This is a genomic window from Pseudomonas sp. FG98 (assembly GCF_057808595.1).
This window is the reverse complement of sequence record NZ_JBMDIJ010000079.1, coordinates 1-19,683: the sequence shown is the minus strand read 5'-3', so window position 1 is coordinate 19,683 and position 19,683 is coordinate 1. Positions and strand designations below refer to the sequence as shown.

Below are 19,683 nucleotides of genomic sequence, written 5' to 3'. Positions count from 1 at the left end.
TGCTGCCCCCATCCGCTTCGCTTACCAGAGGTAGCGAAGTCCTACGTTCATGCTGTACGGCATTTCGATGTTCTTGCCATTGCTGTACTCGAAGTCGGCATGCACCTGGAAGTCCTTCGACAGCGACAGCGCGACACCGGCGCCCAGCTCGCCACGGGAGCCGGACAGGTCGTTGTTGAAGCTGTTGTCGTTGACCTTGACCGTGCTGTTGTTGGCGAACTCATGGGCCATCGCCGCCTTCAGGTACGGCTGGACAATGCGCCCCCCGTCCAGATGGATGGTTTTACCGACGGTGGCACCGACCTTGCCGAGCAGGGAACGGGTGGCACCGCTGTCGGCTTCCATGTCGTTGCTGAAGCGGTAGTCCTTGGACTGGATCACGGTACCGGCGAGCTGGGCGAACGGCTCGACGAAGTAATCGTTCTCCAGCTTGATATGCCGCCCCACTTCCACCGACGCACCGATGCCGTGGTTGTCGTAGTCGCCCTTGGCCCGGGTACCGTCGCTCAGGCCGACCTTGGCGTCGTTCTGGTAGCGGTTGTACTTGACCACGGTATCCACGTAGTAGCCGCTCTTGGCATCCATCCAGGTGGCGTAACCGCCGACGTAGTAGCTGTCGATGGTGGCGCTGGAACCGTGTTTCAGGTTGAGGTCGGAGTTGCTGTAGCCGGCCAGGGCACCGATCAACCATTGGCTGCCATCGATAGCCATGTCCGCACCGAACGACATGCCTTGCTGGTTCTGTGTGTACCCCACGTTGGACGAAGCATTGCCGACGTTGTACTGGTTGCTGTGGGCGCGCACCCAGACACCGGCGGTACGGCCGTCGCTGTAGCGCAGCTCGCCCATGCGCGTACGCAGGGTGGTCAGCTCGCCGTAGAACACGGTCGGCGCGACGCCGGCCAGGGCCAGCACGGTCTGGGTGCCGGGGCTGATTTCGCGGGTTTCCGGATCGAGGAACCAGTCATCGCCTTCCTGCTTGAGGCTGTAGGAGTAGGCTCCGAGGTCCACCGAACCACCCAGCAGGGCGAACTGCGCACCGCCGCCGCCGGTGTGCACTACCTGCAGCGGCACGCCGGCCGCCGGGTCGGTGCCGCTGGCACTGATCAGCAGGTCGAAGTTGCCGGTGGCCTGGCCGTTGACGTTGATGAAGTCGGTGGCATTGGTGGCGAAGTTCGAACCCATGACGAAGGTGCCGGTGCCGGCCAGGGTTTCGAGGTTGAGGGTGTAGAACGCGTCGGTGTCGCCCATGGTGACCCGACCGCCGTCCATGTTCAGGTTGGTGACGCTGCTGTCACCGGTCATCATCCAGTGCGAGGTGCTGTCGATGCTCAGGTCGCGCACGTTTTCCATGCGCCCGGTGAACTGCGAGTTGTTGCCCAGGTCGAGGTCGGCGGTGCCGCCGCTGGCGACGATCAGGTCGCCGGTCATGCTCGCCTGGTCGAAGTTGAACGTCCCGGTACTGGTGTCGGACACATTGATGTTGCCGGTCAATGCGCTCTGCGCCACGTTCACATCGGCGGTGGAACCGCCCAGCACATCGATGATGGTGCCGTTGCCGCCGCTGAGGGTGGTGCCGTTGAGAATATCGACGGTGGAGGTGCTGCCATTGATGAATTCGATGGCAGAGCCGCTCTGGCCGACCACCTGGGTGCCATCGAGCACCAGGGTGCCTTCGGCACCAGCGGAAAGGGGCCTCATGCTGATACCCTTGCCCCCACCGGTGATGCTGCCGCCCTGGACGTTGACGGTGCCGGATAAGTTGTTGAGACCGATGCCGTCGGCAGCGGTGGCAATAAGCGTAGTGTTGACCAGGTTCAACGTGCTTTCAGAGGTAACCGAAGCACCGGCGGTGTTACCGGTGATGACGCTGTCGCTGACCACGGCCTGGGAACCCACACCAGCAGGGCTGTTGGCCAGCGCCAGGCCAATGTTGTAGGGGTTGGTTACCTGGGTGCCGGTCATGTTGAGCGTAGAAGCATTCAACTGGATCGCACCAACACTGCCTGTCGGGTTATCAACCAACACCGTGCCACCATTCAAATTGACAGTGGAACCGCCAGTAGCGCTGATAGCCGTTGTATTGGCATCCTGACCATTCAACGTGCCACCATTGATCACTCGATAAGCATCGAGCGGGGTACTGGAATCAATATCGTGAGTAGTGCCATCAATCTCTATAGCAGCCGAGACCGGCTGACTTTGAATGGCAAGAGGAATCAATAAAGCCAACGGAGCGATCCGGAAAATCCGCCGCCCAGACATATGAACTTTAGTAGCCATAAAATAATTACCTACGTTGGTTATCTGAAGATCTTACCGAACAGCGGAAGCACTTCCGAAGCGACATCCATTTTCAAGGGCACGTAGATTAGTAATTATCCTACAGCATCGTCTGTAGGAATTTTCCACAACATATGTACGAAAAATCATCTGAAAAATCTGGCATCTTTTCTCGAAGCAGGCCCGGAACCGAAGTTCCGGGCCTTTTACCTCCTCAATCTTCTTCTGGATCATCGTCGTCCGGACAGATCAGGCCGCCGCTAGGCCGGATACGGCTGTAGCGCACGAACCAGTCGCCCGAACTGCCAGTCACCTCGCCCCGTTTCAGGGACCAGCTCGCGACGATACAGCCCTCGGTGAGCGCCGAGAGATGCTCACCCCACCACACGTTGAACGTCACTTCGCCGCGGGTTGCCTCGGTCGGCGTGACTTGGTGCGCGAAGTCCATGCGACTGGGTTCGTGCGGGTTGGTCGGGACCACCGTGTGGTCGGGGGGCACGGTGGTGGTATCCAGTACCCAGTGAACCGTGATCAGGTCGTCGGCCTCGACGGGATAGACCATCTTCACATCGACACCGTTGATCCATGGCTTGACGTTGCAGTTGATGATGTTGACGCTCACCTGGCGGTTGGAGAACTCGACGACCGGCAGGTCCTGCAGGTTGTGCACGGTCACCACAATGTCGGTGGATGGCGACTGCTGGGCGTTTTCCGGCTTGCCTTGTGGATAGATCCTGTAGAACGCAGGGATGGTGCCGTTACCCTGGCCGTCGATGATGGCCCAGGGGACCGTCACGACGATCTGGCCCGCATCGAGATCGGGCTGGCCCAAGGTCGTGGCCCCCAGGGACTGGTCGGCATGGGCGTAGAAGACCTCGACGACTTCCCCGACATTGATCGGCGTATAGAGCGGTACGGTGATGGTGGCAGCAGCGTCCTTGTCCGCCGGTGCGATCTGGTTGACCAGCCCGGTGGAGCTCGTCAGCGTCAACGGCTGCAGCGTCGGGTTGACGATATCCGGCTCGTCCGGGTTTTCCGGGCCGATGAAACTCAGGTCCACATTGACCTGTATCGAGGGTGACGGGTAGGGCGTGCCGTTACGATCGATGATGTATTGCACGGTAGCGCTGTAGACATCACCCGGCTCCTTGATATCGTCGAATGGCACATCCACCGAGACACCGGGAATCGCATACGCCGGCTGGGCCTTGCCCTGCCAGAGCACTGTGATGGTTTCACCGGCGATGGGCGTGTCGTAGTCATGCAGTACCGTCACCCCGTCCCGGGCATCCGCCAGGGTGATGAGCGTGGCGCCTTCAGGAACCTGCGGCGCCCGGATATCGGTCGGGGCAGGCGTCTTGATCAGTCTGACCTCGAGCGGAAGCGAGCGATCATTGCGGTTGCCGGCGCGGTCCTCGAGGTCATAGGTCAGCTTGAGCAGGCCTTCGCCGATGCCGGCGAACACCGTCTGGTCCACCACGATGTCCTGCGGGTCGGGAACATCCTGATCGACCAGGTAAGGCTCTCCGTTGATGAACAGCGTGAACTTGTCCCCTGGCAGGGGATTGGCATAGGGCGGAATGGTGAAGGTGACGCCACCGTTCTGGTCCAGGTAATCCTGGGTGATATCGCCGTTGGGCAGATCCCCTGGCGGCAAGAGCGCATCCGGCTCCTGCAGCATATTGGGCGGATAGATATCGATGAAGAATGGCAGGGTCGGGCCGGGTACGAAGTTCCCGGTATAACGACCCTCGATGCTCCACCTCAGCTCATGCGGGCCGTGGTCAACCACAATACGGCTCACATCGATCGAGAAGTCGAAAGGATCGAAGTCGACTGGAACGGGAATTCCATCGACTTCGGTATCCGGCTCTTCATCGATGGCGAAATACAGGTAGTAGCCATGCGGATCGTCCATGTTGGCCCAAGGGCTAACCGTGAACGTCAGCCCTTCCACGAATTGATCCCGCGGCAACAGGTTGTTCTGACCATCGCCGTTATCGCCCAGGGTATTCTTCGGCTCCAGCGGAGTGGCATTCAACAGTTGATCAACCGGCACCCCCTGGATGAGTGCCCGGTGTTCATTGACAATCTTGCGGACTTTGGCGGCGCTCTCTTTCTTCGCTTGCACGGCGAGCGCCTTTTTCATGCCCGAAGACAGTTTCTCGATATCGTTCACGATCGAGACTCCTTGCTTGAATTGATATTCGGCTTTCTTGCGAAAGCCATTTCGGGAAAAGCCGTATCCCGTTTCTTCTGTTACGACTTCACAGCCCAGAAACTTCCAGAACGACTATTCAGATTGGAATAGTCCAGTCTTTCCTTGCCCCGATCCGGTAACTTCACCAGCAGTTACTATCGCGTCCAATTTAAAAGACGATGCCATCAAGTTACTGCCTGGACCGGATTCGACGAGTTGTTGCTATTCAGTTAATGCCTTTTTTTGCAAATGCGCACCTGACAAAAATATCAGGTGCCGTCAGTCAATCTTCCGGTGGGTCATTGCAGATGCCCGAGCCGTCGCAAGGTCTCGAACAGTTGGGAACGGTAATGTCGAGCCGCAGCCGCTTGATCGGCGCAATACCCGGAGTTCCATCCTGCTTGGTCAGGCGGTAGCTGATGTTTGCCGAACCCTCTCGGCGCTGGATCGGCAGGATCAGGTCGGTAAAGCGGTCCATCAGCAGGATGACGCCCTCTACGGCCTCGGTAGCGCTCAACTCATGAGGCGGGAAGTAAACATGCTCGGTGATGGGCTGCTCTCCCGTGCCGCCAAGAGATAGCTGCCAGCTCATTTCGACCAGGTCCCCCGCCGCCAGCAGCGCGGCATTACCCGGGATCTTCACGCGAACACCATTCCAGGGTTCCTGTGCACAAGCGATGTAGTTGTAGTCATTGGCATCGGGGATTGTCACCGGTTCGAGCCCTTCCACCTGACGCACCGCCACCCGTACCAGGGTGTCCCGGGAGCGCTGGCGATTGACCCCGTTGGATGTCCAGTAAAAGATCGGCAACTGCGGGTGGTTACCCACCGAATCGATGATGGTCCAAGGCACCTTGAACTCGATCTCCTGCCCCGGCTGATCACCGACCTGCACCCGATAACTCGCCGCGACCTGCGGGTGGTCGCCCCAGTGCAGTTCCAGCAGTTCTCCGGCGCGAGGGTTGGCATAGAGGTCGACCAGTACCCGGGCATCCTTGTTCATGTCGGGCGCGACCAGGACGTTGTCGCCGGTCAAACCCTTGACCACCAGCAGGTCGAGCCTCGGGTTGATCGGATCCGGCTCTTCGGGATTTGGCCCGGCCACCGAGAGATCCACGCTGAAGCTGATCATCGGTGAATCCTCGCCGGGCGCGTTACCGCGCCGCCAGCGGTACTGCACATTGGTGGGGACCGGTCCGGCGAATCCGTCCGCCGAGAGAATTGCCCAGGACACCGACACGGTCTGCGGCCATTGCGGATTGGCTGGCAGGGTGATCGTCGGCAGTTGCCGGCCATTCCACCAGGTCTCCAGGAGGTCGCCAGCAGCGGCGTCGATGATCGGGCCGATCTCCACCACCACGCCGGTGCGGGCGTCTTCCAGGTCGATCAACCGGTCGACGCTGGCCAGGGGCACGACCGGCGCCGGGAACTCGTCGGGGACGGCCGGCAGGTCGATGACATCGATCGGCACCACCGGCGAGCGACCGTTGCGGTTACCGGCCCGGTCGGAGAGCACGTAATAGCCGTTCATCAAGCCATTGCCCTTCTCGCGCAGGATATCGCCCGAGTAGGCGAAGGTGATGGGCGTACCGGGCACCAGGTGAGCCTGCGTGATGGTCAACACCGCTACCGGCTCGGCATCGAACGGCGTGCCCCAGTAGAACAGCACCCGGTCCTCGCGCTCCATGTCCGGCCAGCGCGGCACGGTCACCTCCAGCCGGTCGCCATTGAGCGCCAGCCAGGCTTCGGTGATGCCTTCGGCCGGGAGGTTATCGGGAAACTTCAGAGGGTCGCCGGGGTTGTCGCCGTTGGGCGCCCGGTGGTCGATTTCGATGGTGACCGAATCCGAGTTGTCGCAATTGCCAGTGTCCGCACATACCTGATAGGACAGCTCGGAAAAGCCGGGATGGTTGAAGAGGTCCACCGGCACCTCGAGCCTTACCGGAAAATCCGCAGCCGCATCGAAGGGTGGCGTCAGCCTGTGCGATGCCACCACCCCCTGGTCGCCGAGGACCGCTTGAACATCGAACCAGAACCGGCCGCCGCTGTGCTCCTCGTAGCCATCCCAAGCGGCGACTTCGACCCGCAGCGGCTGGCCCTGGAACTGCACCGGTATCACCAAGGCAGTGTCGCCTGCCAGGGGCGGCAAGGCATCGGGGACGATCGGAGCATTCAGCACAAGCGATTGCGCTGCACAGCTCGCACAACAAGTTTTTTTGGACATGAGCCCAATCTCCCAAGTGACCTGCTGCCCCTCGACCAGAGGTTCTGGGCGGCAGGTAGAAATACTTGGGGGTTATTCAATGCCTATTTCGGAAAACGCGAAACTGACAAAAATAACAGGTACCCGTCGCTTTACAGGGCAGGAACCTGCCAGTCGATGGGGGCCATTCCGTGCTGTTCGAGGAACTTGTTGGTGCGGCTGAAGTGCCCGCAGCCGAGGAAACCACGATAGGCCGAGAGCGGCGACGGGTGCACCGAAGTCAGTACCAGGTGCTTGCTGGCATCGATCAGCTTGCGCTTGCTCTGGGCGTGGGAGCCCCAGAGCAGGAACACCGTGCTCGGCTGATGCTCGCTGACCACCTGGATGATCCGGTCGGTGAAGAACTGCCAGCCCTTGTTGGCATGGGAGGCGGCGTTGGCGCGTTCGACGGTCATGGTGGTGTTGAGCAGCAGCACGCCCTGCTCGGCCCAGGACTGCAGGTAGCCATGGCGCGGGATCTCGATATTGAGGTCGCGGTGCAGCTCCTTGTAGATATTCACCAGCGACGGCGGGGTCGGCACGCCGGGCTGCACCGAGAAGCACAGGCCATGGGCCTGGCCCGGGCCGTGGTACGGGTCCTGGCCGAGGATCACCACCTTGACCTGGTCCAGCGGCGTGGAATTCAGGGCGTTGAAGATCAGCGGGCCGGGCGGGTAGATCTCCTTGCCGGCGGCCTTCTCCTGGCGCAGGAATTCGCGCAGTTCGTGCATGTAGGGCTGGTCGAACTCGGCGCGCAGCGCTTCCTTCCAGCTGGGTTCGAGCTTGATACGGTCGTCGTCGGTCATGGGGCCATCCGTTGAACAATGGGGCGGACACTAGGAAAGCCATCCCGACTTGTCAATCGATCCGACCGGCAACCGCCGCGATCGGCCACAACGACCATACTTGTTGGCTCAACCCGAGCGAGGTCATCCATGGCTGTACAGTTCGAAGTTCTGACCGGGGTCGACGGCGCGCGCCTGGCCATCGCCACCCTGGATGCGCCGGCAAGCCTGAATGCCCTGTCGCTGCCGATGATCGAGCAACTGGGCAGCCACCTGCGGGCCTGGGCGCAGGACCCGGCGATCGTCTGCGTGCTGCTGCGCGGCAATGGTGGCAAGGCCTTCTGCGCCGGCGGCGAGGTGCGCCAACTGGTCGAGGCCTGTCGCGCCCATCCCGGTGAGGTGCCGCCGCTGGCAGCGACCTTCTTCGCCGCCGAATACCGCCTGGATTATCTGCTGCATCACTACGCCAAGCCGCTGCTGTGCTGGGGCCACGGGCATGTGCTCGGCGGCGGCATGGGGCTGTTGCAGGGGGCCGGGGTGCGCATCGTCACCCCGTCGAGCCGGCTGGCGATGCCGGAGATCAGCATCGGCCTGTATCCGGATGTGGGTGGCAGTTGGTTTCTATCCCGCCTGCCCGGGCGCCTGGGGCTGTTTCTCGGCCTGACCGGCGCACCGGTCAATGCTCGCGACGCCCTCGACCTCGGGCTTGCCGATCGCTTCATGCAGGAAGACCAGCAGGACCAATTGATCGACGGCCTGCTGCAACTCAACTGGCAGGAGCAGACCGCCATCCAGCTCAACAGCCTGCTCAAGGCGCTGGAACAGGAGGCCCGCGAGCAGCTGCCGGCGGCCCAATGGCTGCCTCGGCGCGAGCAGATCGACCGGGTGCTGGATGTCAGCGACCCAGTGTGTGCCTGGCGGGCCATCGCACAGTTGGAGCATCAGCCAGATGTCGTGCTGGCGAAGGCCGCCGGAACGCTGCTCAAGGGCTGCCCGCTGACCGCCCACCTGGTCTGGCAGCAGCTCGAACGCGCGCGCTACCTGTCCCTCGGCCAGGTGTTGCAGATGGAATATGCAATGAGCCTGAACTGCTGCCGCCATCCGGAGTTCAGCGAAGGCGTGCGCGCCCGCCTGCTGGACAAGGACAACGCGCCGCGCTGGCACTGGAGCGATGTCGCCCAGGTGCCGGCGGCGGTGGTGGAGGCGCATTTCAGCAAGGTATGGGAGGGGAGACACCCCCTGGCCGATCTGGCATAGGCATGGACACAACTTCAGATCACCACAAAATGATGCGCCGCCGCGTACCTGTGTGCGGCTGTTAGCCGCGATGGCGGTAGTGAATTCACCGACGTCATCGCGGCTAACAGCCGCTCCTACAAGGTCCGTGTTGCTCCAGGTTGAGATGTGTAGATACCCATGCTGGCAAAGGGGTGTCGAAGTCACTCAGTGATAGCGGCCGCGACCACGGTCATCCTGGTCGCCCTGGCGATTCTGGCGATCACGCCAGTCGCCGCGGTTATCGCCACGGTTGTCGCGATGACCACGGTTGTCACCACGGTCGTGGTCGCGATCCCAGCCGCGGTTCCAGCCGGGATTATCCGGGCGGCCCGGGCCGTTGTAGCGAGCATCCCAGCCACCACGCACCGGCGGCGCCGGCCGGTAGTAAGGGACGGGAGCCGGACGGTAATAGCGCGGTGCCGGCGTGTAGTAGCGCGGCTGAGGCACCACGTAATAGCCACGGTTGTAGGGATAGGCAGGGTAACGGTCAACGGAGTAGACGTCGGTTCGATAGTAGCCACCACCTCCATAAGGTACACAGGCGGTCATCAACAAACCCATTACGGCAAGCAGAGCAAGTCGGCGATACATGGCGGCCTCCTGGACCGCGAAACTGCCACTCCCAGCGGCGCTGGTCGGCGTCGATCGGCAAGCGTTCATCGACATGGAATGTGACAACAAAAAAGGCGTGCAGTGCGATTTCGAAATACTTTGTAACCAGCCTAAATCCGCAAAATTCCTCCAGTTATTTTTCCCGGTCACCTCTAGAATAGGCAGCACTGCTTCGCCGCCCCGGGATTGTCATGCCCCTTCGTTCCGCCCTGTTCTCACAACGGTCCTTGCTGCTGACATTACTGCTGTTGCTCGGCTGCGGCTTCCTCGCAACCTCGCTGGTCAGCTACTACGCCTCCCGCGGGGCGATCCGCGACGGCATCATCAATACCGAGCTGCCACTGACCTCGGACACCGTCTACTCGGAAATCCAGAAAGACCTGATCCGCCCCATCGTGGTCTCGTCGATGCTGGCGCAGAACACCTTCCTGCGCGACTGGACCCTGGCCGGCGAGCAGGACCCGGCGCAGATGACCCGCTACCTCGCCGAGGTGGAACGCCAGCAGCGTGCCTACACCGCCTTCTATGTTTCCGAAGCCAGCCGCACCTATTACCAGGCCAAGGGCATTCTGAAAAAGATCGACCCCAGCACCCAGCGCGACCTCTGGTATGCCCGGGTCAAGCAGATGCAGGCACCCTACGAAATCAACGTCGACATGGACATGGCCAACAAGGACCGCATGACCGTGTTCATCAACTACAAGGTGTTCGACTACCAGGAGCATTTCATCGGCGCCGCCGGGGTGGGCCTGACGGTGGATGCGGTGGTCAGGCTGATCGATGCCTACCAGTTGCGCTACAAGCGCGCGGTGTACTTCGTCGATCCGCGTGGGCAGATCGTCCTGACCGGCTCGTCCGGCGGCCCCGAGGGCGCCCGTGCCGGCACCACCCTGGAGAGCATCCCGGCGCTGGCCGGCCTGGTGGCGCGCATGCCCACGCCGAGCACCGGCAGCCGCGAATATCAGCGCGATGACCAGGTGCACTTTCTCAACGTGCGTTTCATCCCCGAACTGAACTGGTACCTGTTCGTCGAAAAACCCGCCGGCGACAGCCTGGACGGCGTGAAACAATCGCTGTACCTGAACCTGGCCATCTGCGCGATCATCTCGGCGGTGGTGCTGGCGATGATCAGCGGCATGATCCGCCGCCACCAGGACGGCATCCAGGAACTGGCCACCCTCGACAGCCTGACCCACCTGCACAACCGCCGCGCCTTCGATCTGCTCGCCGCCCAGGCCCTGCTCGAAGCCGAACGCGGGTCGCTGCCGCTGACTGCACTGCTGATCGACCTCGACCACTTCAAGGACCTCAACGACAACCATGGCCATCTTGCCGGCGACGAAGTGCTGCGCCAGTTCGCCCGCCTGCTCGAAGGCAGCCTGCGCCAGGCGGACATTCTCTGCCGCTGGGGCGGCGAGGAGTTCGTCGTGCTGCTCAAGGACACCGAACTGGTCGAGGGCCACGGGGTCGCGGAAAAAATCCGCCAGCGCACCGAACAGGCCGAGTTCCTCTGCGATGACACCCGCCTGTCGCTGACCGCCAGCATCGGCGTGACCGCCCTGACCGACAGCGATACCCTGCGCAGCCTGATCGCCCGCGCCGACCAGGCGCTGTACCGCGCCAAGCAGAGCGGGCGCAACCGCGTCTGCAGCGAACCCGCGAGCCCTGAACATGCCTGACACCAGCCGCTGCCCCGCCTGTGGCGCCAGCAACCACTGCACCCTCGCCGACCCACGCAGCGCCGCCCGCGCCTGCTGGTGCTACAGCGTCAGCATCGATCCGGCGGTGCTCGAAGCGTTGCCCGCCGAACTGCGCAATGCCGCCTGCCTGTGTCCGTCCTGCGCGCGGGTAGACGAACAGTTGAAGGCTGCCGAGAGCGCCCCGAAACGGTAGACTGCGCGCCCCTTGTCCCGCCCGCCGAACCGCCATGCGCCTTGACCGCTTCCTCGCCAACCTGCCCTGCTTCAATCGCCAGCAAGTGCGCCTGCTGCTGGTGGCGCGGCGCGTGCGGGTGGATGGCGTGGCGGTGAGCGATCCGCGGCACGAGGTGCGGGTGTTCAGCCGGGTCGAGGTGGACGACCAGGTGCTGCAAGCCGGGCGCCCGGCGCGCTACCTCATGCTGCACAAGCCTGCCGGCTGCGTCAGCGCCACCCGCGACCCCGAGCACCGCACCGTGCTCGACCTGATCGACGAGCCGGACAAGGATGACCTGCATATCGCCGGCCGCCTCGATTTCAACACCACCGGACTACTGATCCTGACCAACGACGGGCAATGGTCGCGGCGCCTGACCCAGCCACAGACCAAGCTGCCCAAGGTCTACTACGTCGAGACCGAACAGCCCATCGAAACCCACTACATCGAGCGCTTTCGCGAGGGTTTCTACTTCGCTTTCGAAGACCTCGTCACCCAGCCGGCTGAATTGATTCTTCTCGGCAGCCACAGCGCCAGACTCGGCATTATCGAGGGGCGTTACCACCAGGTGAAACGCATGTTCGGCCACTACGACAACAAGGTCACCCGGCTGCATCGCGAGCGCATGGGACCGCTGGAACTCGACCCCGGACTGCAACCGGGACAGTACCGGGCCCTGCGCCAGGACGAGATCGAATCGATCTAAAAAAAATCGAGCAATTGCCCGAACGGCACTTGCGGCATCCTCGATCGACTGCTTGAATCGAATCGTCGGTCTTCATGTGACTTGCCAGTCACGCTCGTAGTCCAAGACACCTTTTCGCTGGCGACCCGCACCTCGATGCGCGGGCGTCCAGTGGAATCGCCCACCTAGAACAACACCCGTCGACCAAGCCTGTAACGGATCGACAAGGGCCCCTCGATTCACTTCAAGGCGTATGCCTACCTGTCACATAGAACGTGCAAGCTTGCTTGGACGGATACCCTTTTTTGCGCCAGGAGTCGAAGACATGAGGCCAGAAATCGCTGTGCTGGATATACAGGGGCAGTACCGGGTTTACACGGAGTTCTACCGTTCGCAAGAAGCCGAGAAGACGATCATCCTGATCAACGGCTCGCTGGCTACCACAGCGTCATTCGCCCAGGCGGTGCGCAACCTGCATCCGCAATTCAACGTGGTGCTCTACGATCAGCCGTACGCCGGCAAGTCGAAGCCGCACAACCACCACGAGCGCTTGCTGACCAAGGAAACCGAGGGGCAGATCCTCCTCGAACTGATCGACCACTTCGCCGCCGACCAGGTCATGTCGTTCTCCTGGGGCGGTGCCTGCACCCTCATGGCCCTGGCCCACAAGCCACGGCGCATCGAGCGGGCGGTGGTCAGTTCGTTCTCGCCGGTGATCAACGAACCGATGCGCGACTACCTCGAGCGCGGCTCGAAGTACCTCAGCGAGTGCGACCGCTACGAAGTCGGCAACCTGGTCAACGACACCATCGGCAAGTACCTGCCGCCGCTGTTCAAGCGCTTCAACTACCGCCACGTCAGCAGCCTGGACACCCACGAATACGCGCAGATGCACTTCCACATCCACCAGGTGCTCGACCACGACCTGGAAAATGCGCTGAGCGCGGCCAAGGCCATCGACATTCCGGTGCTGTTCATCAACGGCGAATGGGACGAATACACCACCATCGCCGATGCCCGGCAGTTCGGCCGGCACGTGCGCAACTCGCACTTCAGCGAGATCCGCAGCGCCGGGCACTTCCTCGACATGGAAAACAAATCGGCCTGCCGCGACACCCGCGACGCGCTGCTGAGTTTCCTCAAGCCGCAACGTGAGCAACGCACCCGTTACCAGCACGTGCAGGGCCAGCATGCATTGGCCATCTGAAGAAAACGGGCGCCTGTAGCCCGGCCAGCGCAATCATCGGCCCGTTCGGGCAGAAGGAAGATTGCCGCCCCGGCGCTACAGGTCGCATCGTGATTTCAACGAGATAACGCTTCAAATCACCGCAACGCTCTGGTACAAAGTGGCCCTGCGCGGGTGTCGTATAATGGCATTACTCCAGCTTCCCAAGCTGATAACGAGGGTTCGATTCCCTTCACCCGCTCCAGTATTCCCCGCCTGTCCAGGCATCTGGCATCTTCCCCACTCTCAAAGCCTGCAATTGCCAGGCGACTGACGCGCCACAAGAACGGGTGCGCCGGGATAGCCAATTTTCTCGAACAAGAACACTGCAAGTCGCCCAATCCGAACAAGGAGAGTTCAGCGTGGCCAAGGCAAAGCGCAAGACGTTACCCAAGGACTTCGAGCAAATGCTCTCGGCAGGCGACCTGCAAGCGCTGAAGGCTGTCTTTGATAGCTGCGGTCTGGAGGCCTACGGGGGCTATTCCAAGCAAACCGCTCTCGCGTTCGTCAATTGCCCCGACGAACTCACTCGCTGGCTGGTCGCGCAAGGCGCCAACCTGTCTGCCGTCGACATGTATGGCGAGACTCCACTGCACCAACGTGCCGGCCATTGGAAGGGGCAGGTGGAACTATTGATCGAATTGGGCGCCGACGTTAACCACACTGCGGACGGTAAAGGAACACCGCTTCACCGGGCGGCGGCAGTGGGCAACCTTCGCAACGCCCAAAGCCTGCTGAACCATGGTGCCCGGCCCGATGCGCTCAACAGGCACGGGCAGACGCCACTGGTTTTCGCTCTTCAGCAATGCAGCAACGCGTCGATTGATCGCATGGCACCGATGGCAGAGCTTTTACTCAATGCCATGCGCAACACAGCGCAGGAACCGAAGCCGTTGCTCGGCCGCATCCTGGAAAAGCTCCGCAAACCCGACTCGCCGGTTACGCCACAAATGCAGAGCCTGGTGCAAAGGATCGGCACCGACTTCGAGTTTCACCGCGCCGGTTACAACCCCGAATGCGTGGACGCCACTAGCGACGCACTCGACCGCCTCTACACGCTGTTCGACGTTGTGCCTGTACCTCGCCGCACAGTACACGACGGCAAATCGCCCATCGTTGCCAAGGCCGCTCGCTGGGAAGATCGACATCAGGAGCTTTGGGAGCTACTGGTGCCGTCCAGCGGACCGGCGACGACAGCACAGGGAGAAGCGATCCGCATCTCGGGCCGCATCCATAGAGAGCTCGAAGACAACGGCGGCGTGAACTGGGACAGCGACTACCGGAAGATGGTCGACGCCCTCCTCGCTCATCTGAACTCGGGACAAGCGCTCCCGGCCCCCGAACTGGACGCAGCACGTCAGGTTGCGGCCGAAGTCAGAAAGGGAGGCGGCTGCCCCGCTGAAATGTGCAGGTTCTCGGTGAAGTGGGTCGATCTCAACCCTCAGCCGATACCGCTATCGGGTGTCGCCTACAAGCGATAACCAACCCCTTGTTGGCTATTCGCCTTTTGACACACACCCGAGCTTTTACCCCCCACGCTGGTAGGGGTCTGGGCTGATCGCTCCTACACGCATACGCGCTTCTGGACGAAAATGGCCAACAAGGGTTCGATTCCCTTCACCCGCTCCAGATTCTCCTTCATAGCCCCTCAGTACCGCCCCTCTCGCTAAAGCCCATTCCTTGCATTTCAACGTTTCCTGACATTTGTCTGCACGACGCGGTGCATGGCGATACGGCAGGATGCGCGCTCCCTATACACAGACCCCATGCAACATATATGTTGCAGAAGAAACAAAAATGTTGCATACCATGGAGGTCGAAACGTTCCAGGACGGCGCATGAAATACAGCGAGTTTCGACGATGGCTACGCAACCAGGGCGCCACGTTCGTGCCAGCGAAAGGCAGCCACTTCAAGGTGCACCTTGCCAACCGCCAGACAATCTTTCCCGATCATGGCAGCAAGGAGATCAGCGAAGGGTTGAGAAGGAAAATCATCAAGGACCTGGGTCTGAAAGGCTGACCCAACGGAGGCAGATAGAACATGTTCGACTATCCCGTGATCGTGCATCAGGACGACGGTAGCCCGTGGGTCAGTTGTCCGGATGTGCCGGAGATGGCCAGTGCTGGCGACACCGTGGAAGAGGCATTGATGGATGCAGTCGATGCGCTGGAGTCGGCATTGTCGCTGTACGTCGACCAGCGCTTGCCGATTCCCGCGCCATCTCCGCTCGTACCCGGCCAGGAGCTGGTACGCCTACCCGCCTTGAGCGTGGCCAAGGCAGCGCTGTGGAATACGATGATCAAGCAGAAGGTCAGCAAGACGGAACTGGCCCGACGACTGGGAGTCAATCGTCCGCAGGTGGATCGGTTGGTAGACCTTCTGCACAGGTCCAAGATCGAGCAGGTCGAGCACGCCTTGCGAATCCTTGGGCAACGAATCGAGTTGTCGGTGGTGGTCGCTTGAGCATGGGGATCATTGGGCGGCAAATCGTAAAATTTTACGAACACACAAACTGAGCAGAAGCCAGTCAAGTCGACAAACGGTTAAAAAACCGCACAAAACCCTCGAAAATCTCCATGAAAGAAAAATAATGTAACGATTTACTTGACGCACCCCACCCCTTTCGTTTCTTATTTTTCCCACCTTGCCCAGCGTCCGATCATCGAAGAACAACAGCGCCGCTTCCCTGACGCCCGCGCGTCGTCCCCGCTCGCTCGTTTTCCCGGTCCGGTCCAGCCAGTGATACCGGCGCTTCGCCCGCGCCCATTCCAAGCTCCAACATAAAAGGTGAACAACATGGAGCCTATCCGTTCGACCCCGTCGTGCCCGTCGTACCCTCCGTCCGTGGTCCCGGTCCAGGAGCAGCGCCCGCATGCAGCCTGAGCACAGCACCCACGGCAACCATCAGCTTCGCAAGTCCCTGCGCCTGTGGCAGGTGGTGATCATCGGCCTGGCGTACCTCACGCCCATGACCGTGTTCGACACCTTCGGCATTGTCTCCGGCCTCACCTCCGGCCATGTGCCCAGCGCGTACATCCTGGCCCTGACCGGCATCCTGTTCACCGCCCTGAGCTACGGCATCCTGGTGCGGCATTTCCCGCAATCGGGCTCGGCGTACACCTACACGCAAAAAGCCATCAACCCGCATGTCGGCTTCCTGGTGGGCTGGTCGTCACTGCTGGATTACCTGCTGCTGCCGATGGTCAACGCCCTGCTGGCCAAGCTGTACCTGTCGGCGATGTTCCCCGAGGTCCCGGAATGGGCCTGGGTGGCCGGCTTCGTCACCCTGATCAGCCTGATCAACATCCGCAGCATCAACCTGGTGGCGAGCTTCAACGTCCTGTTCGTCGGCGTGCAGATCGTCATCATGTCGGTGTTCATCTACCTGTGCTGGCGCGGCCTGCACCAGGGCGAAGGCCTGGGCACGCCGTGGAGCCTGACCCCGTTCGTCGATGACAAGGCGCAGTTCAGCGCGCTGATGGCCGGGGCGACCATCCTGTGCTTCTCGTTCCTCGGCTTCGACGCGGTGACCACCCTGTCGGAAGAAACCCGCGAGCCGGAAAAGACCATCCCCCGGGCGATCTTCCTCACCGCACTGATCGGCGGCGCGGTGTTCATCCTCACCTCGTTCTTCATCCAGGCCTACTTCCCGACCATGGAACGCTTCCAGGACCACGAAGCCGCCCTGCCGGAAATCGCCCTGTATGTCGGCGGCAAGCTGTTCCAGTCGATCTTCATCGCCTGCACGGTGATCAACACCATCGCCTCGGGCCTGGCCTCGCAGACCAGCGTCTCGCGCCTGCTGTTCGTGATGGGCCGCGACAAGGTGATCCCGCACCGCCTGTTCGCCCGCCTGCACCCGCGCTACAAGACCCCGGTGCTGAACATCGTCATCGTCGGCTTCATCTCGCTGTCGGCGATCTTCTTCGACCTGGTCACCGCCACCTCGATCATCAACTTCGGCGCGCTGGTGGCCTTCAGTTTCGTCAACCTGTCGGTCATCAATCACTGCTACGTTCGCCAGGGCATGAACAAAGGACTGTCGAACAAGCTCAAGCACCTGGTACTGCCCACCATCGGCTTCTGCATCATCGCCGTGCTCTGGCTCGACCTGAACGAGCACTCGCTGCTGTTCGGCGGGATCTGGGCCCTGTGCGGGGTGTTCTACCTGGCCCGGCTGACCAAGTCGTTCCGGGTCGCACCGCCGAGCTACATCGCCGAGTGAGACCGCCTGTCGAGCACGCCCGCGAGGACCGCGGGCGTCGTTCATGACCGAGAAGGAAAACCCTCATGCTCCCGCGCCGCCTGTCCATCCAGTGGAAGATCATCCTGCTCGCCGGCCTGTGCCTGCTGGCCATCGTCATCGTCCTTGCAGTCACTTCGCTGACCCAGTCGCGACGCAGTGCGGCCGAGGTGTTCCAGGCCAACACCGAGCTGCTCGACCATAACGCCCGCCTGCGCCTGCAGGCCCATGGCGAAACCCAGGCGCTGCGCATCCAGCGCTACTTCATGGATGCCTACCAGTACGGCAACGGTTTCGCCCGCCTGGCCCGGGTGCTGCGCGAGCGCGGCGAAGGCGACCTGCGCAGCGCCCTGTTTACCCAGGCCCGCGCGGCGCTGGAGGGCAACCGCGACCTGATCGGCCTGTACCTGGTGTTCCAGCCCGACCAACTGGACCGGCAGGATGCCCGTTTCGTCGGCCAGGCCGACCAGGGCAGCAACGACAGCGGCCGTTTCTCGCTGTACTGGTCGCGCAATGCCGAAGGCCAGCTGGAATCGGAGGCCATGCCCGAGTCGATGCTCGGCGACGCCAGCATCGGCGCCAACGGCTCGCCCTACAACCGCTGGCTGACCTGCCCGCTGGAAACCGCCAAGGCCTGCGTGCTCGACCCGTACTTCGACGAGGTCAACGGCAAGCAGGTGCTGATGACCAGCATCGCCCTGCCCTTGCTGGACAACGGCAAGGTGGTCGGCGTGGTCGGCCTCGATATCGGCCTCGACAACCTGCAACAACTGGCCCTGGCCGGTCGCCAGGAGCTGTTCGACGGCCAGGGCCAGGTCAGCATCGTCAGCCCCGCCGGCTTGCTGGCCGGGCACAGCGCCGATGCCACGCAACTGAGCAAGCCACTGCCACCCGCAACGGACAACGGCCTGATGCGGGTCAGCCGCCCCTTCGCGCCGATCCCCGACGCCGCGCCCTGGCAGGTCCTGCTGGAGGTTCCCCAGTCCGTCCTGCTGGCCCCGGCCATCCAGCTCAACCAGCGCCTCGCTGCCAGCAACCAGAGCGCCAACCTGGGCAACCTGCTGATCGCCCTGGTCACCGCCCTCGCCGGTCTGGTGCTGATCTGGCTGACCGCCCGCGGCGTGACCCGGCCGATCCTCGCCGTGGCCGAGCGCCTGCGCGAGATCGCCAGCGGCGACGGCGACCTGACCCAGCGCCTGGATTACTCCCGGGACGACGAACTGGGCCAGTTGAGCGGCTGGTTCAACCGTTTCCTCGACAAGCTGCAGCCGGTGATCGTCCAGGTCAAAGGCTCGCTGCAGGAGGCCCGCGGCACCGCCGACCAGTCCGCCGCCATCGCCAGCCAGACCAGCAGCGGCATGCAGTTGCAGCAGCGCGAGATCGAACAGGTGGCCACCGCTGCCAATGAAATGAGCGCCACCGCCCACGACGTTGCCAACAATGCCGCGCAAGCCGCCCAGGCCGCCCGCGGTGCCGACCAGGCGACCCGTGAGGGCCTGGAACTGGTGGGCATCACCCGCCAGGCCATCGACCAGCTCGCCGCCGACATGGACCTGGCCATGGAACGGGTCCAGGCCCTGGCCGGACGCAGCGACCAGATCGGTTCGGTGCTGGAGGTGATCCGCGCCATCGCCGAGCAGACCAACCTGCTCGCCCTCAACGCCGCCATCGAGGCGGCCCGGGCCGGCGAGGCCGGGCGCGGTTTCGCCGTGGTCGCCGACGAAGTGCGCAACCTGGCACAACGTACCCAGGTGTCGGTGGAAGAAATCCGCCAGGTGATCGAAGCTTTGCAGGGCGGTACCCAGGGCGTGGTCGAGGCGATGAACGACGGCCAGCGCCAGGCCAAGGACAGCGTGATCCGCATGGAACAGGCGGTGCCGGCGCTGCAACGGGTCGGCGAGGCGGTCACGGTGATCAGCGACATGAACCTGCAGATTGCCTCCGCCGCCGAGGAACAGAGTGCGGTGGCCGAGGAGGTCAATCGCAATGTCGCCGGGATTCGCGACGTCACCGAATCGCTGTCCGGCCAGGCCGACGAGTCGGCGCGCATCAGTCAGGCACTGAACCGCCTGGCCAACCAGCAGCAGGCGCTGATGGAACAGTTCCGGGTCTGATGGCCCGATTGGGGCTGCGCTATCGCGCAGAGAACAGGTCCAAGAGCGACGCGGCCCCTGTGGGAGCTGGCTTGCCAGCGATAGCGGTAGTGAATTCACC

Annotated in this window: 15 protein-coding genes and 1 tRNA gene; 11 read left to right on the top strand and 5 right to left on the bottom strand. The window is 62.3% G+C overall.

Going from position 1 to position 19,683, the window contains the following annotated elements; translation table 11 throughout:
* Window positions 1-21 precede the first annotated feature (21 nt).
* From ACODSK_RS27340 to ung, 4 genes are all read right to left on the bottom strand, one after another.
* Window positions 22-1,986, bottom strand: a complete 1,965-nt coding sequence (locus ACODSK_RS27340) for an autotransporter outer membrane beta-barrel domain-containing protein (RefSeq protein WP_489020490.1) — start codon at window positions 1,984-1,986, stop codon at window positions 22-24.
* 511 nt (window positions 1,987-2,497) lie between these two features.
* Complete coding sequence (locus tag ACODSK_RS27335) at window positions 2,498-4,462, bottom strand: hypothetical protein (protein WP_489020488.1); 1,965 nt, start codon at window positions 4,460-4,462, stop codon at window positions 2,498-2,500.
* A 304-nt stretch (window positions 4,463-4,766) separates the two neighbouring features.
* Complete coding sequence (locus ACODSK_RS27330; RefSeq protein WP_489020486.1) at window positions 4,767-6,662, bottom strand: hypothetical protein; 1,896 nt, start codon at window positions 6,660-6,662, stop codon at window positions 4,767-4,769.
* 176 nt (window positions 6,663-6,838) lie between these two features.
* A complete protein-coding gene (gene ung / locus ACODSK_RS27325) occupies window positions 6,839-7,531 on the bottom strand; it encodes a uracil-DNA glycosylase (RefSeq protein ID WP_489020484.1) in 693 nt (230 codons plus the stop codon).
* 129 nt (window positions 7,532-7,660) lie between these two features.
* Between ung and ACODSK_RS27320 the strand changes: the two genes are divergently transcribed.
* Window positions 7,661-8,767, top strand: a complete 1,107-nt coding sequence (locus tag ACODSK_RS27320; RefSeq protein ID WP_489020482.1) for an enoyl-CoA hydratase/isomerase family protein — start codon at window positions 7,661-7,663, stop codon at window positions 8,765-8,767.
* 186 nt (window positions 8,768-8,953) lie between these two features.
* On the opposite strand, the gene ACODSK_RS27315 is transcribed toward ACODSK_RS27320, so the two are convergent.
* A complete protein-coding gene (locus tag ACODSK_RS27315; protein ID WP_489020480.1) occupies window positions 8,954-9,379 on the bottom strand; it encodes a hypothetical protein in 426 nt (141 codons plus the stop codon).
* Window positions 9,380-9,591: 212 nt separating this feature from the next.
* On the opposite strand from ACODSK_RS27315, the gene ACODSK_RS27310 reads away from it, so the two are divergent.
* The 10 genes from ACODSK_RS27310 (at window position 9,592) to ACODSK_RS27265 (ending at window position 19,583) form a co-directional block, all read left to right on the top strand.
* Entirely contained in the window at window positions 9,592-11,079 is a 1,488-nt protein-coding gene (locus ACODSK_RS27310) for a sensor domain-containing diguanylate cyclase (RefSeq protein WP_489020478.1), read from the top strand.
* On the top strand, window positions 11,072-11,293 hold the full coding sequence (locus ACODSK_RS27305) for a cysteine-rich CWC family protein (protein ID WP_489020476.1): 222 nt from the start codon (window positions 11,072-11,074) through the stop codon (window positions 11,291-11,293). The genes ACODSK_RS27310 and ACODSK_RS27305 overlap by 8 nt, the downstream gene beginning before the upstream one ends.
* Before the next feature lie 34 nt (window positions 11,294-11,327).
* Window positions 11,328-12,020, top strand: coding sequence for a pseudouridine synthase (locus ACODSK_RS27300; protein WP_489020474.1), 693 nt, complete (start codon window positions 11,328-11,330; stop codon window positions 12,018-12,020).
* A 304-nt stretch (window positions 12,021-12,324) separates the two neighbouring features.
* Window positions 12,325-13,206, top strand: coding sequence for an alpha/beta fold hydrolase (locus ACODSK_RS27295; RefSeq protein ID WP_489020472.1), 882 nt, complete (start codon window positions 12,325-12,327; stop codon window positions 13,204-13,206).
* A 149-nt stretch (window positions 13,207-13,355) separates the two neighbouring features.
* Window positions 13,356-13,429: transfer RNA gene (locus ACODSK_RS27290), tRNA-Gly, on the top strand.
* A 157-nt stretch (window positions 13,430-13,586) separates the two neighbouring features.
* Window positions 13,587-14,705 carry an ankyrin repeat domain-containing protein gene (locus ACODSK_RS27285; protein WP_489020470.1) on the top strand — a complete coding sequence of 373 codons (1,119 nt, stop codon included), beginning with the start codon at window positions 13,587-13,589 and terminating at the stop codon, window positions 14,703-14,705.
* A gap of 357 nt (window positions 14,706-15,062) precedes the next feature.
* A complete protein-coding gene (locus tag ACODSK_RS27280; RefSeq protein ID WP_489020468.1) occupies window positions 15,063-15,245 on the top strand; it encodes a type II toxin-antitoxin system HicA family toxin in 183 nt (60 codons plus the stop codon).
* A 21-nt stretch (window positions 15,246-15,266) separates the two neighbouring features.
* Window positions 15,267-15,689 carry a type II toxin-antitoxin system HicB family antitoxin gene (locus tag ACODSK_RS27275; protein ID WP_489020466.1) on the top strand — a complete coding sequence of 141 codons (423 nt, stop codon included), beginning with the start codon at window positions 15,267-15,269 and terminating at the stop codon, window positions 15,687-15,689.
* Window positions 15,690-16,098: 409 nt separating this feature from the next.
* The gene (locus ACODSK_RS27270; RefSeq protein WP_489020464.1) at window positions 16,099-17,451 is read left to right on the top strand and encodes an APC family permease; all 1,353 of its coding nucleotides are present in this window, start codon (window positions 16,099-16,101) and stop codon (window positions 17,449-17,451) included.
* A gap of 65 nt (window positions 17,452-17,516) precedes the next feature.
* Window positions 17,517-19,583: a methyl-accepting chemotaxis protein gene (locus tag ACODSK_RS27265; RefSeq protein WP_489020463.1), complete on the top strand. Its 2,067-nt coding sequence runs from the start codon at window positions 17,517-17,519 to the stop codon at window positions 19,581-19,583.
* Window positions 19,584-19,683: the final 100 nt, after the last annotated feature.